The organism is Acinetobacter sp. YH12136 (genome assembly GCF_013418545.1).
In the GTDB taxonomy this organism is placed as follows: domain Bacteria; phylum Pseudomonadota; class Gammaproteobacteria; order Pseudomonadales; family Moraxellaceae; genus Acinetobacter; species Acinetobacter towneri.
In genome coordinates, this window is the sequence record NZ_VPBV01000001.1 from 100,834 (window position 1) to 114,909 (window position 14,076).

12 protein-coding genes, 2 tRNA genes and 1 pseudogene are annotated in these 14,076 nt (G+C 39.7%); 6 read left to right on the forward strand and 9 right to left on the reverse strand.

Annotated features, from left to right (window positions below; genetic code table 11):
- Positions 1–121: 121 nt before the first annotated feature.
- Positions 122–802 carry an IS5 family transposase gene (locus FTU71_RS00475; protein WP_180111174.1) on the forward strand — a complete coding sequence of 227 codons (681 nt, stop codon included), beginning with the start codon at positions 122–124 and terminating at the stop codon, positions 800–802.
- A 155-nt stretch (positions 803–957) separates the two neighbouring features.
- Here the strand turns inward: FTU71_RS00475 and FTU71_RS00480 are convergent, their stop codons facing one another.
- From FTU71_RS00480 to FTU71_RS00505, 6 genes and pseudogenes are all read right to left on the reverse strand, one after another.
- Positions 958–2,622 carry a YadA-like family protein gene (locus tag FTU71_RS00480; RefSeq protein WP_257222407.1) on the reverse strand — a complete coding sequence of 555 codons (1,665 nt, stop codon included), beginning with the start codon at positions 2,620–2,622 and terminating at the stop codon, positions 958–960.
- 207 nt (positions 2,623–2,829) lie between these two features.
- Positions 2,830–3,858 (reverse strand): annotated as a pseudogene (locus FTU71_RS00485) (transposase).
- A 346-nt stretch (positions 3,859–4,204) separates the two neighbouring features.
- Entirely contained in the window at positions 4,205–5,839 is a 1,635-nt protein-coding gene (gene groL / locus FTU71_RS00490; protein ID WP_180111150.1) for a chaperonin GroEL, read from the reverse strand.
- Positions 5,840–5,898: 59 nt separating this feature from the next.
- Positions 5,899–6,189 carry a co-chaperone GroES gene (gene groES / locus FTU71_RS00495; RefSeq protein ID WP_004972131.1) on the reverse strand — a complete coding sequence of 97 codons (291 nt, stop codon included), beginning with the start codon at positions 6,187–6,189 and terminating at the stop codon, positions 5,899–5,901.
- A gap of 185 nt (positions 6,190–6,374) precedes the next feature.
- Complete coding sequence (locus FTU71_RS00500) at positions 6,375–7,148, reverse strand: metallophosphoesterase (RefSeq protein WP_180111152.1); 774 nt, start codon at positions 7,146–7,148, stop codon at positions 6,375–6,377.
- Entirely contained in the window at positions 7,129–8,067 is a 939-nt protein-coding gene (locus tag FTU71_RS00505) for a diacylglycerol kinase family protein (RefSeq protein WP_180111154.1), read from the reverse strand. The genes FTU71_RS00500 and FTU71_RS00505 overlap by 20 nt, the downstream gene beginning before the upstream one ends.
- 417 nt (positions 8,068–8,484) lie before the next feature.
- Here FTU71_RS00505 and FTU71_RS00510 point away from each other — a divergent pair, with 417 nt between their 5' ends.
- Both FTU71_RS00510 and FTU71_RS00515 read left to right on the forward strand, forming a co-directional pair.
- Entirely contained in the window at positions 8,485–10,314 is a 1,830-nt protein-coding gene (locus FTU71_RS00510) for a phosphoenolpyruvate carboxykinase (GTP) (RefSeq protein ID WP_004972137.1), read from the forward strand.
- Positions 10,315–10,607: 293 nt separating this feature from the next.
- A complete protein-coding gene (locus tag FTU71_RS00515) occupies positions 10,608–11,042 on the forward strand; it encodes a hypothetical protein (RefSeq protein WP_131260784.1) in 435 nt (144 codons plus the stop codon).
- Between the two features lie 39 nt (positions 11,043–11,081).
- On the opposite strand, the gene FTU71_RS00520 is transcribed toward FTU71_RS00515, so the two are convergent.
- From FTU71_RS00520 to folD, 3 genes are all read right to left on the reverse strand, one after another.
- The gene (locus FTU71_RS00520) at positions 11,082–11,750 is read right to left on the reverse strand and encodes a methyltransferase (protein ID WP_180111156.1); all 669 of its coding nucleotides are present in this window, start codon (positions 11,748–11,750) and stop codon (positions 11,082–11,084) included.
- Positions 11,747–11,929: a hypothetical protein gene (locus tag FTU71_RS00525; protein WP_096900994.1), complete on the reverse strand. Its 183-nt coding sequence runs from the start codon at positions 11,927–11,929 to the stop codon at positions 11,747–11,749. Before FTU71_RS00525 ends, FTU71_RS00520 begins: the two co-directional genes overlap by 4 nt.
- Positions 11,930–12,020: 91 nt before the next feature.
- The gene (folD, locus tag FTU71_RS00530; RefSeq protein ID WP_004972142.1) at positions 12,021–12,869 is read right to left on the reverse strand and encodes a bifunctional methylenetetrahydrofolate dehydrogenase/methenyltetrahydrofolate cyclohydrolase FolD; all 849 of its coding nucleotides are present in this window, start codon (positions 12,867–12,869) and stop codon (positions 12,021–12,023) included.
- Positions 12,870–13,021: 152 nt separating this feature from the next.
- Here folD and FTU71_RS00535 point away from each other — a divergent pair.
- The 3 genes from FTU71_RS00535 to FTU71_RS00545 all read left to right on the forward strand — a co-directional run bounded on the left by FTU71_RS00535 (position 13,022) and on the right by FTU71_RS00545 (position 14,037).
- Positions 13,022–13,095, forward strand: a tRNA-Cys gene (locus tag FTU71_RS00535).
- Positions 13,096–13,110: 15 nt separating this feature from the next.
- Positions 13,111–13,196: transfer RNA gene (locus FTU71_RS00540), tRNA-Leu, on the forward strand.
- A 109-nt stretch (positions 13,197–13,305) separates the two neighbouring features.
- Complete coding sequence (locus tag FTU71_RS00545; RefSeq protein WP_179988554.1) at positions 13,306–14,037, forward strand: hypothetical protein; 732 nt, start codon at positions 13,306–13,308, stop codon at positions 14,035–14,037.
- The last annotated feature ends 39 nt before the right edge of the window (positions 14,038–14,076 follow it).

Genomic DNA, 14,076 nt, shown 5'->3' on the forward strand with positions numbered 1-14,076 from the left:
TGTCCGCAAATTTAATAGACTTCTTGCGAAAGTATAGTTTTATCTAATTTTTGAATTGGCTAAAGCCTCATAAAATATAGCTTTTGGCTGCTTAAAATTTGACTAACGCAAGAAGTTTAATATTTATCTCAAATCAAATTTGAGAAATTTTTTTGAGGCAATCCTATATCGTATTAGAACAGGATGCCCTTGGAGAGATTTACCCGAGCTCTTTGTTAATCCTAACTCAATTTTTCAAAAGTACAATCGTTGGTCTAGCAAAGATAAGCTAATGAAAATATTTAAAATATTCTCAGAGAGCGCGGATCATGAATGGATATTTGTTGATCCTACTCATGTTAGAGCACACCAACATTCAGCAGGAATCCCTGATCATGATATTTCAAAAAGTGTTGGGGGTAATAGTTCTAAAATCCACTTAGCTGTTGACTCTCACGGTAACCCGATCGAATTTATTATTTCAGATGGAACAACCCATGATGTCAAAGTTGCCCCTATTTTAGTCGAACAATTACATTTAACTGACACTGAAATGGTCTGTATGGATAAAGGCTATGATTCTGAAACATTAAGAGAGCAGATTAAAAATAGAAGTGCTAAAGCGAATATACCGAAGAAATCAAACACAAGATCAAGTAATGATCATATGGACTGGTATTTATATAAAATCAGACACTTAGTTGAGAATGTATTTTGTCGTTTGAAGCAATTCCGAGGAATTGCTACACGGTATGATAAACTAAAGCGAAACTTTCAAAGCGCAGTTGCCTTAGCTTGTATTTATCTGTGGCTGCCTTTATGAAATGTCAACAGACCCTAGTTATTTTCGATATATTTATCTTTTTCTTACTTTTTTATGCATTAACTTTAGTTTTATTTTATTGTATTTTTTATTGGCCTGCTTATAAAAAATCCCCGCAATTGCGGGGATTTTATTTCAACTATGTTGAAGGTAAATTATTTACCGCCAAACACATATGAAACACCTACACGGCCACCAACTTCGTTACCGCCAGCGAAACCAAGAGCAGCACTTAGAGAAGTACGGCCATCAGCGAATACGCTTGCAACACCTAAAGCACCAGCAGTTTCACCTTCATAGTGACCTACACCACCGAATACTGCGAATTGACCTGCGCCGATGTTAGGAATTTGTTGTTGAGCAGCTAAAGCAATCGCAATACCACGGTAAGCAGTTTGCTCTACGTCATCAATACGGCTGTTTAAACGAGCTGCTGTAGAATTGAATTGAGTTAAACGAGAATCAACTTCTACTAAAGCAGCATCAACTTTAGCATCAACAGCTTTAGAAGTTTCTTCTAAGTAGCCTTTCACAGAAGTTTTTGCACCAGTAGCAGCATCAACAAAAGCGATGTCACCAGTAGTTTCAATGCCAGCTGCAGTTACTGTAGTTTGCGCTGTAACTTTACCATCTGTAGTATTTGTAGCTTGTAAACCGTAAGTTTTATTACCTGCTTGATCTACTGCAATAATACCAGTTTTAACATCTTTAGATGATGAAGTCGTTTGTCCAGCTGCTGTAACTTGGTATACATCACCACTTTCAGGGTTAGCTACATTTGGATCTGTACTTGCTACATTAATTGAAGTACCATTTACAACTGAAGTCTTAGACTCACCATAAGTTACATTTTGGCTAGAAACAAAACCTGTATTAACTAAAGTATCAACTGAACCGCCTGTAGTTGTATCTGCAACACCAGCACCAACTAGAGTTAATTCGTCAACATCACCTTTAAAGTCAACTAATTTATTGCCTTCAACTTGGTAATATTTATTTTGAATTTCAAATACACGAGCGCCATCTTCTGCTGCAAATGCTTGCAATTCTGTACGAGTAGTTTTCGCATCATCAGATAATTTAACTGTAGTTACAGTACCTTTTTCTAAGTCGACAATAGAACCCTTCGGAGCATCAACAACAGTTAAACCATTACCTGTTAAACCTGTTACAGAGGTGCTAGTTACCGTAGTTGTTGTTGATGCTGCAGCTGTTGCTACAGTACCGTAAACATTATCACCAGCAATAGTAAAATCGCGGTTACTCGTGCTGCCTAAACTATCTTTAGTTAAGTTACCAATTTCAATATCTTTCTTAACTAATGAGCCTGTAGGTTCTAATTGGTCAAGAGGATATTCTGCTTCAATTTGCTCTTCTGCTGGAATACCATTAACACCTGTTAAGTCAGTATTAACCAATTGACCATTCATTTCAAAACCAACGGTACTACCAGGAATAGTAACGCTATTATTATAAGCATAGTAGTAGTTACGATCTTCGTCGCTTAGGTCACCACCAGCAACAATTGGATCCTGATTATCATAAGTAATTTTAGTTTCTAACTGACCACCAGAAACTAGAGTTGAATACCCAGCAACATCACCTTCAAATTTTGATAAGTCACCGTTTTCTGCTTTTTTATACCAGCCATCAGCAAACACAGTTCCTTCGTCATTGGTAACTTTGATCTTATAAAGGACATCTTCACCATTTGAATATTTGTAAACGTTTGCTTCACCAGATTCAGTAACTGGTGCAGCTTGTGCACCAAAACCTACAACTGCTAATGCTGCTGCCAATAGAGATTTTTGAAATTTCATATAAATTTCCTTCAATTTTTATAAAAAGACTGGCCTACCCTAGGATCATGTAAACCAGCAAAACCGTTACGAATGCGTGGTTAAAAGGGAATTACGCCATTCATACCCCACCGCCACCGCGGTCCTGTGGTAATAATATACAAAACACAACAAATTTATCAATCAAAATCTGATTTATTTTTCAATAAAAATAGTACTTACGCACTATTATTTATAGATTCTCTGTGGTAGCAGATGATTTGTATCGAGAATAAAGTCATCAATAAAGTTTTTGATCATTGGTCTAAATAATTTCTTCTGCCAACGATATATATTTTCAAAGATCCGCTCAAACTGGTTCTTTTGTATCTCAACGTAGGCCATCAAGGCTGAAAAAATATGATTTTAAATCAGTTCAGATCGTCTTACTTGAAACTTTTCAATATGACAAACCTGTTTAATCACCCGGTGATATTGCTCTATTTCCCAATGACTTGAATGTAATTAATAAAAACCCTCAAAGGACAATAAATCATCTTCATCTTGATGCACAATATAAAACATCTACTGTTCTTTTAATTGTGTCTTAAATAATTGTACAAAGCCAAAATCTTTGAGCCAGACCACTTGACCCTGATGGAAATCTGGCAATAAACGCAGTTGAAACCATTGTCCTTTTTCTGGGGAAACCTTACGGTTACAGTCGATACCAAACATAAATCGAATACCGTATTTTCTTATGGTTTTTAAATTTCCAGTCGATGAATACCAACTATCACCTGTAATAAATTGAATCTTTGCACCCCAACTGAGTACTTCACTTAACATATCCATAAAGTAATCATTCTTGGTTTTACTTTCAGATTTGTCATAAATTCGGAAATTAATTGGAATATTTTGACCATTTTGATCTGTCGCATAAAAGGTAATGGGATTAATACCCTTGACGGATCGGTGGTGTTTGCCTGAGCCAAAATAGCTAACTAAGTCCATATGTTGACTATATGGTTAATCTAAAACAGTATCATCAATACTGACTATAAGTTTGTTATTATCAACATGTTGAATTGATTCTTGATATAGGTCGTGAGGTGTGTAGTCTTCACGCTCTAGAAAGCGATTTACACTATCATGCGAGATATTATAAGTCTCGGCAAGTTGTGTGCAGCTAATAGAGTTCGGTTCTGTCATGAGAAAGCCCATATAAATGGGTAGAGTACAAGTTGCTGTAGAAGCATGTTTAATTCGTCTGATCATAGATACTTTATAAAGTATTCTAATACTTTTTTGAATCCGTCAATGCGTAAGTCCTAACTCATTGAAATGTGTCATCATATTCGTCGTCAGAAAACAAGTATTATGCTATTATTTCAATGAGTTATCTTTTTTTGTCGTGTACAAAGATAAACCAATAAAAAATCTTAAAACCAAAACTATTTTTTGTTTACCATCAAAATACAATGTGGTTAACACTTAATTCTAGCAGTTCAACCTAAGTCACTGATTCTAATTTATTTTAAATTAAAAATATAACTTTTATTGATAATTTAAAAAAATCCCCGCAATTGCGGGGATTTTTATGATCGAATGACCAGCAGATGTATTACATCATACCGCCCATGCCACCCATGCCGCCCATATCAGGCATAGCTGGTTTTTCTTCTGGAATTTCAGTAATCATACATTCCGTAGTTAACATTAAGCCAGCAACAGACGCTGCATGCTCAAGTGCAGAACGAGTTACTTTTGCAGGGTCAAGAATACCCATTTCCAGCATGTCGCCATATTCACCAGTCGCAGCATTATAACCATAGTTACCTTCACCGTTCTTCACAGCATTGATTACTACAGATGGCTCATCACCAGCATTGGATACGATTTGACGAAGCGGCGCTTCGATTGCACGACGAAGAATGTTGATACCTACGTTTTGGTCATCGTTAGCACCAGTCAGACCATCAAGTGCAGATGCAGCACGTACCAGTGCAACACCACCACCTGCAACAACACCTTCTTCAACCGCAGCGCGAGTTGCGTGAAGCGCATCATCCACACGGTCTTTCTTCTCTTTCATTTCAACTTCAGTTGCAGCACCAATTTTGATGACTGCTACACCGCCTGCTAATTTAGCAACACGTTCTTGAAGTTTTTCTTTGTCATATTCAGAAGTAGATTCTTCGATTTGCGCACGGATTTGCTGAACACGCTCAGAAATCTGATTTGCATCACCAGCACCATCAACAATCACTGTATTTTCTTTAGATACAGTTACTTTATGTGCAGTACCTAAGTGTTCAAGTGAAGTTTGATCTAACTGCATACCAATTTCTTCAGAAATCACAGTACCGCCAGTCAGGATCGCGATATCTTGAAGCATTGCTTTACGACGATCACCAAAACCAGGTGCTTTCACTGCACATACTTTAATGATGCCGCGCATGTTGTTTACAACAAGTGTTGCCAACGCTTCGCCTTCAACATCTTCAGCGATGATCAGAAGAGGCTTACCTGTTTTTGCAACCGCTTCTAGGACAGTAATCAGTTCACGAATGTTGCTGATTTTTTTATCAACAAGAAGAATGAACGGGTTTTCAAGTTCTGCAGTCAAAGTATCTTGTTTGTTCGCGAAGTATGGTGAGATATAACCACGATCAAACTGCATACCTTCTACAACGTCAAGCGCGTCTTCAAAGCCTGAACCTTCTTCAACAGTGATTACGCCTTCTTTACCAACGCGTTCCATTGCTTCTGCAATTAACTTGCCCACAGTCGTGTCCGAGTTTGCAGAAATAGAACCTACTTGCTCAATCGCTTTCGTGTCAGAAGCAGGTTTAGCCGTTGCTCTAATGTCTGCAACGACTGCCTTTACAGCAAGGTCGATACCACGTTTCAAATCCATTGGGTTCATGCCCGCAGTTACAGATTTGATGCCCTCATTTAAAATGGCTTGTGCAAGTACTGTTGCAGTCGTTGTACCGTCACCTGCGATGTCATTGGTTTTACTTGACACTTCACGAACTAATTGCGCACCCATGTTTTCAAATTTGTCTTTCAGGGTGATTTCTTTCGCAACAGATACACCATCTTTAGTGATGTGCGGTGCACCGAAAGAACGGTCAATCACTACGTTACGGCCTTTAGGGCCTAAAGTTACTTTCACAGCATCTGCAAGTACGTTCACACCTGCAATCATTTTTGTACGAGCTGAATCACCAAATTTTACGTCTTTAGCTGACATGTTTAACTCCAAATATTTTTAAATAATGTTCAAATTTGCTTTGAATATGAGTTCTGAACTTAGCCTTCAAGTACCGCTAAAATATCAGACTCTTTCATAATTAGAAGTTCTTCACCGTCTACTTTAACTGTGGTGCCTGCATAAGTACCAAACAAGACTTTGTCGCCCACTTTTACGTCTAAAGCGCGTACGCCATTGTCTGTGATTTGACCATTACCTACTGCAATCACTTCACCTTGAGCTGGTTTTTCTGCAGCAGAACCTGGAAGCAAAATACCGCCAGCTGTTTTTGTTTCTTCTTCAACACGACGAATAACTACGCGGTCATGTAATGGACGAATGTTGCTCATAAATAACTCCATCAGACTAAGTCTATGTATAGATTCCTGATGACGACTTAATTATTCCTTTGGTCATCATCAAAATAAATTTTAGATGACACTGTTGTGGGGATGGAAATAAACGCTTCAAGGGGGAAAGATAAAAATATTTCAGTTTTTGTTGTTTTTTTAGACAAATTGGCTAGGTCGGTGTTTTATTCTGCATTTTGTTGCCACAACACAAATTGCTTTTTTTCAGCATCAAAAATGTAATGCTGCACATCACCATTGTTACACAATACATTTAAGCTATTCGGCATACCTTGATGCAAACGATATGAAATTGCAGTACCTGCATGAATATCCAGCACAGGATGCGCTACACCTAAGGCATAAATTTGATTTAAGTCATACACGGCTGGTTGATGTAAATGCCCATGCAGCAAGGCATACAAACCATTTTTGCTCCACTGCTCTAAGGCAATTCGCCCCAACACTGGGCAATCTTTAATGCTGTGGCGATCATCTGGTGGTGTATAAAATGGTTGATGCGCCACCAAAATTTTAAACTTATTACTTGGCGCAACTTGTAGCAAAGCTTCAACTTCCTGAATTTGACTTAAAGAAATATGCCCGCGAGTATGAAAACGGCGTCGAATACTATTTACGCCTATCAGATAAAAATGTTGCGTTTCCAACACACTTTCCATGCGTCCAAAAAACAGCTGATAACGGGCGAATGGACTCAAAAACCTTTTCCAGAGATGAAACAGCGGAATATCGTGATTACCTGGTACTACCAAATACGGCACATCTAAACTGTCTAAAAAATGCTTACAGGCATAAAATTGTGCATAACGTGCGCGTTGAGTTAAATCGCCGCTCACCACTACCGCTTCTGGTCGCATACTTGCACACAGTTGTTGTACTGCCTGCATACAAGCCACATTTTCAGTGCCGAAATGCAAATCAGACAGATGCAACAGCATGCGGCACCTTAATGTTGAGTGCATTCTTCTGCACCGAAATATGTAATGGCGGACGCATTTTGACAATTTCCCCATCTATCGCCACGGTCAGCTGCGTCTGTGTACTGTGAATTACCACCTGATCTGCAGCAAAACTATAAACATCACTGGCTTGATCTAGTTTGCCCTGAATCATTTGCCATAAAATTTTAAATAAAGTCAGCTTATCGCTTTTGGCAACCACGACACCCGCAACTTTGCCCTGTTCTGCCGCTTGCGCAATACGTAAATTCATTTCAGATAATTGCAATTGATTATTGCCAAAGAAAATCAACGGGGTTTTTAAGGGATAAAGTTTGCCATCGACTGCAATTTTTAATTTTAACTCTTTACGGTCACGAATCAGCACATCCAAACCTGAAGTATAGGCATGCAAAGGTAAACGTCCTAAATATTGGTTATAACGCTCGCGCTTTTGAATGAATAAAGGATACAAACCCAAACTGGCATTGTTTAAATAAATATGTTGATTGATTTGTGCCACATGCACAGCTCGCGTCGTGCCTGTGGCAATGACCTGTGCGGCTTCAATTAAATCCAGTGGAATATTCAATAAACGCGCCACGTAATTAAACGTGCCTAAAGGCAAAATACCCATCGGAATGTGAGTGCCTTTCAGTTTAGCCGCCACTGCATTTAAAGTACCATCACCACCTGCTGCAACCACTACACCGCTTAAATGCGCTGCTTGATGCCGTGCTAATACCTGTTGCATCAGTTGATCAAAATTGGCGATTTCACCCATTTCAAACAATTGGATTTCAAAACCATGCTGTGACAAAACATGCAACAGTTCTTCATAGACACCTTCTTGCTGTGTGGCATGAAATCCTGATTTTTGATTATAAATAAGAGATAAAGGCTGTAATGTTGTCGACATTTTCTTCAATCATTTTAAAGCTTTTGCTCTAATTTCAACCAATTGATGCAGAATGAAAAGCAGCTTTATGTAAAAATCGAATGACGACCATTCATTAAATCAATAATCATTCTTTATAAAATTTAAGATATAAGTACATGTTTTAATTAAAAATAATTAAAATAAATAATACCCATAATTTTTTTAAATAATGATAAATGGAACACAAAAAAGTTGTAAGCCCATGTTTCATATATGTTATTCATTATTTATATGGGTATTTTTCACATAAAGCTAAATCAAGCCTATGTCTTATTTTTTTTATGTTTTTGTGCTTTAATACAGCCACTTTTTTTTCATATTTCATCTGAACCATGTACCCCATCGTTCAGATTGTACTTTGTACACGACTTGTACACATTTAAGATAGGCCTCACCATGACCCAAGTGAACGCACCAGAATTCGTTCGTCACCCTAAGCTTATTGCATGGGTTGAAGAAATTGCAAAGTTAACGAAACCAGCAAAAATTGAATGGTGTGACGGTAGCGCAGAAGAATATCAACGTCTAATCGACTTGATGATCGCTAACGGCACCATGCAAGCATTAAACCAAGAAAAACACCCTGGTTCGTACCTTGCAAATTCTGATCCTTCTGACGTTGCTCGTGTTGAAGACCGTACTTACATCTGCTCTGAAAACAAAGAAGATGCTGGTGCGACAAACAACTGGGAAGCGCCAGCTGAAATGCGCGCTAAATTAAACGGTTTATTCGACGGCTCAATGGCTGGTCGTACCATGTATGTGGTTCCATTCTCTATGGGCCCATTAGGTAGCCACATTGCGCACATCGGTATTGAATTAACTGACTCTCCTTATGTTGCTGTCAGCATGTCTAAAATGGCTCGTATGGGTAAAGCTGTTTATGACGTATTGGGCACAGATGGCGAATTTGTTCCTTGCGTACACACTGTGGGCGCACCATTGGCTGAAGGCGAGAAAGACGTTGCTTGGCCATGTAACAAAGAAAAATACATCGTACATTATCCAGAAACTCGTGAAATCTGGTCGTATGGTTCTGGTTACGGCGGTAACGCATTATTGGGTAAAAAATGCTTAGCGCTTCGTATTGCTTCTGCAATGGGTCGTGAACAAGGCTGGTTAGCTGAACACATGCTTATTTTAGGCGTGACCAACCCACAAGGCGAAAAACACTACATCGCAGCAGCATTCCCTTCTGCATGTGGTAAAACCAACTTTGCGATGTTAATTCCACCTGCAGGTTATGAAGGCTGGAAAATTGAAACTGTAGGTGACGATATTGCTTGGATCAAACCAGGTGAAGATGGTCGCTTATATGCAATTAACCCTGAAGCTGGTTTCTTCGGTGTTGCTCCTGGTACAAACACCAAGACTAACCCGAACTGTATGGCAACTCTGCACAAAGACGTGATTTATACCAACGTTGCTGTGACTGACAACGGCGAAGTATGGTGGGAAGGTCTATCTAAAGAAGTTCCTGCAAACTTAACCAACTGGAAAGGTCAACCACATACTGGCGCAGAAAAAGCAGCTCATCCAAATGCGCGCTTCACTGTTGCAGCGGGTCAATGTCCTTCTATTGATGCTGACTGGGAAAATCCAGCAGGTGTTCCAATTTCAGCGTTCATCTTCGGTGGTCGTCGTGCAGACACAGTGCCTCTAATTTCAGAAGCATTTGACTGGGTAGATGGCGTATATAAAGCTGCAACTATGGGTTCTGAAACTACTGCAGCAGCCGTTGGTCAACAAGGTATTGTACGCCGCGACCCATTTGCAATGCTTCCATTTGCTGGTTACAACATGGCAGACTACTTCTCTCACTGGTTAGAAATGGGTGAGAAAGTTGGCGAAAAAGCAAAAGCTGCAGGCAACAAATTACCAGGTATCTACAACGTAAACTGGTTCCGTCGTGATGCAGAAGGCAACTTCGTATGGCCTGGTTTTGGTCAAAACATGCGTGTACTTGAGTGGATCATTGATCGTTGCGAAGGTCGTGCAGAAGCTGTTGAAACTCCAATTGGTTTTGTTCCAACGTATGAGCAATTGAACTGGACTGGTTTAGATTTCTCTAAAGAGCAATTTGAAACTGTAACAGCGCAAGACAAAGAACAATGGATCAAAGAGTTAGAAAGCCACACTGAGTTATTCAACAAACTTGGTGAGCGCCTACCTGCTGCATTGAAAGCACGTCAAGCTGCTTTACTTGAAGCGGTTAAATCTGCGTAATTCAACGCTGATTGCTAAGAAAAGGTCACTTCGGTGACCTTTTTTATTGCCCTAATATTTTAGTTGCTAAAAACATCAACATTCCAGCTTCAACATCCCCCGCTGATGTGTAAATACTAAATAATACGAAGATTCAAGGTAAAAACATGACATCATCAAAACACACTTATCACCCCCAATATAGACAGCCTACCACATCACCAACAAAGCCATGCTTTGTCCACTCAGCTATGGCATACTTAAAACAAGAATGAAATGACATCAAAACATGAGACATGATCATGAATAAAACCATGAAGAATACAATGATTATTTTGGCTATGACGGGACTTGGGTTAGGTTTATCCGCTTGTCAAAGTTTGCCTGAGCAAAACGAGAATAGTTTTATTGGCTATAAAGTCGAAAGCAAAACTGATCGCAACGCAGTATTAGCCTACACTCTTGCAGGACGTCAAAACCAACAGCGCGATGAAAGTAAATTACAGCGTGCCTGCCAAAAAGAACTTGGTGCGCATAAAACTTATCAATTGCGGATTTTAAGTATTAATGAAGTGGTGAATCCTGCAGCCAACCAACAAGACCCGTATGGTCGCCAACTTGGGCAAAGCCGCACCTCTATTGGCTTATCGAACACACCTGAGCTACATAGCAGTGAAAACTATGCTACACGTCAGGCCTTAGATGCTCGCCCAAGCACACTGCGCATTGTGCGTTATAGCTGCAATTAATTCGCGCCACAAAACTGGCTTCCTATAAGACGTGATGAGTTATCGCGTCTTATAAAAACTCACATTACGGAACTCTTTGGCTTCATCCAAATCTGGCCATGTGGTCGCGCTGCGTTCATCTATTTTTAAATATTGTGGATGACTAAAGTTTTTCACTCGGCTGTCTGCCACCCAAACTTCTGGGGCGAACTTTAAGAACTCATCTAAAAAAAAGCGATTGCATTGATCATAAAGTACATCGGCAGCCAACAATACATCCACTTGTTCTGCTTTGTATAGATCATCTAAATATTCAAGCACCACATCATTCAATTCAGCATTGGCTCGACAGGCTGCAAGGCTAATGGGGTCAATATCACAACAAATTACCCGTTTGGCACCTGCCATTTTTGCAGCAATCGCCACCACGCCCGAACCTGCACCAAAGTCTAAAACGACTTTATTTTTTACTTGCTGCGGTTCTGCCAATAACCATTGCGCCATTGCAAGTCCTGAAGCCCAACAGAAAATCCAGTACGGCGTATCATTCCAAATACGACGAATCACTTCATCATCTAGCTTGTCGGTAGGAAATACTGGTGGAATAAGCCAAAGTGAAATAGGCGTTTCAGGCAATTGCTGTGCCAGTAATTCACAATTTGGAATTACATCATGTAAAGCATCTAAAAGATGTTCAGGGGCTTTAGGAAATTGAAAGGTACAGCTCATTGGATTTTTATTCGTTCTAATTTAAAAAGTTCCCTCTGCTTTTTTAAAGGAGAGGGGGCATTCATTATTTTTACAATGAATTCCCCACTCTTTTTTAGGAGAGTTAGGGAGAGAATTTTTAAGCCCTCATCCCAGCCTTCTCCCTGAGCCGTATACGGCGCAAGAGAAGGAGCATCCATTATTTTCACAATGAATTTCCCCTCTCCTGAGCAAAATTTAAAGCACTGCTTTTAAATTGAAGCGCAAGAGAGGGTTAGGGAGAGGTCTTCATCAACCTAACGCTTTCTCAGCCGCTTCAACCGTTTGACGAATCAAAGTTGTAATCGTCATTGGGCCAACGCCACCTGGTACAGGCGTATATGCAGAAGCAATCTCTTCAATGCCTTGCAATTGGATATCTCCAACACCACCGCCATCACGTGGATGGAAGCCTGCATCAACAACCACAGCGCCTGGTTTGATCCAGTCTTTTTGAATCAATTCAGCTTTACCAACCGCACCAACAATAATGTCCGCTTGTTTCACAAAACTTGCAAGATCTTGGGTACGTGAATGGCAAATGGTTACTGTTGCATTGGCTTCAAGAAGCATCGCAGCCATTGGTTTACCTAAAATTGCCGAACGCCCCACAACAACGGCATGTTTGCCTGCAATTTCAATGTTTTTTTCTTTAAGAATGGTCATAATGCCTGCAGGTGTTGCAGAACCATATGCAGCTTCGCCCATTGCCATACGACCATAACCTAAACAGGTCACACCATCTACGTCTTTTGCAAGTGAAATCGCATCAAAACAAGCACGCTCATCAATTTGCGCAGGAACTGGGTGTTGCAACAAAATACCATGCACATCAGGATTGGCATTCAATTTTTCAATTTCTGCCAATAATTGTTCTGTGGTGGTTTCTGTTGGCAATTCTACTTTTAAAGAATCCATGCCCACACGACGGCAAGCATTGCCCTTCATGCGTACATAAGTTGCAGATGCACCGTCATCACCGACCAAAATAGTCGCTAGAATTGGGGTACGACCTGATTTTGCTTTTAACGCTTCTACACGTGTTAACAGATCAGCTTCAATTTGTTTTGCCAATGCACGACCGTCTAAAATTAATGCCACGGCACATCTCCAAATGTTGATATGAATCAATTTTGCAAATAATACATGATTATTTAGACTATTTTATTCTATATGTCGAATTAATGTGCATCTGCTCATTTAATAGTATTGTTTTTTTTTCAGAGCTTGCTAATATACGCATCACAAGACGCGGCGGGGTGGCAGAGTGGTCATGCAGCGGACTGCAACTCCGTGGACGCCGGTTCGATTCCGACCTCCGCCTCCAATCTTGTAAAACTATGCCCGAGTGGTGAAATCGGTAGACACAGGGGATTTAAAATCCCCCGCCCTCAAAGCGTGCCAGTTCGAGTCTGGCCTCGGGCACCATTTTAAAATAGATTAAAATGGTGCAAATAAAGAACCCAGCATTAAGCTGGTTTTTTTATGCCTAAATTTTAGGTTTTCCCCTCTTTATTCAATATTCAATGATGCCTCTATGAACCCTAAACAAGCGCTTCTTGATTTGCAGCAATTGCAACAACAATACCCTGCTGCATTTAAAAGAAATATTTTGTTTTATGGTTTTATTCAAAGCAAAGGCATGCTGGATGATTGGAAAGAAATGATTCCATGGGTCTTGGCCTGCCTGATTTTTATTCCTATTTCAATCAGTCTGGCGCACGGGATTCAAAACTTTGTAACGCAGTACGATGCCTTTCAAGCCAAGGCATTGGCGATTTTAGCCATCATGTTAGGTTTTATGCTGCTTCTACCTTATGTGTTGTATCAAATTAAACACAGTTCGGCATCGTGGTATCAACTACAGCAACATGCCACCATAAAAATAGCAGTATTGATTCTGCTACAAGCGGTAAATTTCGCCTATTTTCAGAGTGCAATTCTGCAAGGGATTTTATTCTTTTTCTGCATCAGTTTTGGTTTTGTACGTTTCTATAAAGAGAATATGTTCCGTGACCACATAAGCCTTGAACAAAAATATTGCTTAACGCAATTTCGCCGTGCTGCGTATTGGTCATATCGTCAAGCTGCTAAAATTCAATATCGGATGTATTTTTCCAATAAAAATAGCCCTCGTTTTGCCCAATTGAATCAGCAATATCAACATGCAATTCAGTTACATCAACAACTGATGCAGGTTGAACACAATTTATGTAAAAGCATTAAATACATAGATTTAGACAGTTATATTCAAGATAAACTCGATTAAAAACCTCCGCTTAATCATCAAAAAAAACCGAGCAACTTA

Bases quoted from the DNA above. Each gene is read 5' to 3' on its own strand.
- FTU71_RS00525 (WP_096900994.1), bottom strand. From the start codon at position 11,929: ATGGATGCTCCTTCTCTTGCGCCGTATACGGCTCAGGGAGAAGGCTGG.
- groES (WP_004972131.1), bottom strand. From the start codon at position 6,189: ATGAGCAACATTCGTCCATTACATGACCGCGTAGTTATTCGTCGTGTT.
- FTU71_RS00505 (WP_180111154.1), bottom strand. From the start codon at position 8,067: ATGTCGACAACATTACAGCCTTTATCTCTTATTTATAATCAAAAATCA.
- FTU71_RS00515 (WP_131260784.1), top strand. From the start codon at position 10,608: ATGAAGAATACAATGATTATTTTGGCTATGACGGGACTTGGGTTAGGT.
- FTU71_RS00510 (WP_004972137.1), top strand. From the start codon at position 8,485: ATGACCCAAGTGAACGCACCAGAATTCGTTCGTCACCCTAAGCTTATT.
- FTU71_RS00545 (WP_179988554.1), top strand. From the start codon at position 13,306: ATGAACCCTAAACAAGCGCTTCTTGATTTGCAGCAATTGCAACAACAA.
- FTU71_RS00480 (WP_257222407.1), bottom strand. From the start codon at position 2,622: ATGAAATTTCAAAAATCTCTATTGGCAGCAGCATTAGCAGTTGTAGGT.
- FTU71_RS00520 (WP_180111156.1), bottom strand. From the start codon at position 11,750: ATGAGCTGTACCTTTCAATTTCCTAAAGCCCCTGAACATCTTTTAGAT.
- FTU71_RS00500 (WP_180111152.1), bottom strand. From the start codon at position 7,148: ATGCTGTTGCATCTGTCTGATTTGCATTTCGGCACTGAAAATGTGGCT.
- groL (WP_180111150.1), bottom strand. From the start codon at position 5,839: ATGTCAGCTAAAGACGTAAAATTTGGTGATTCAGCTCGTACAAAAATG.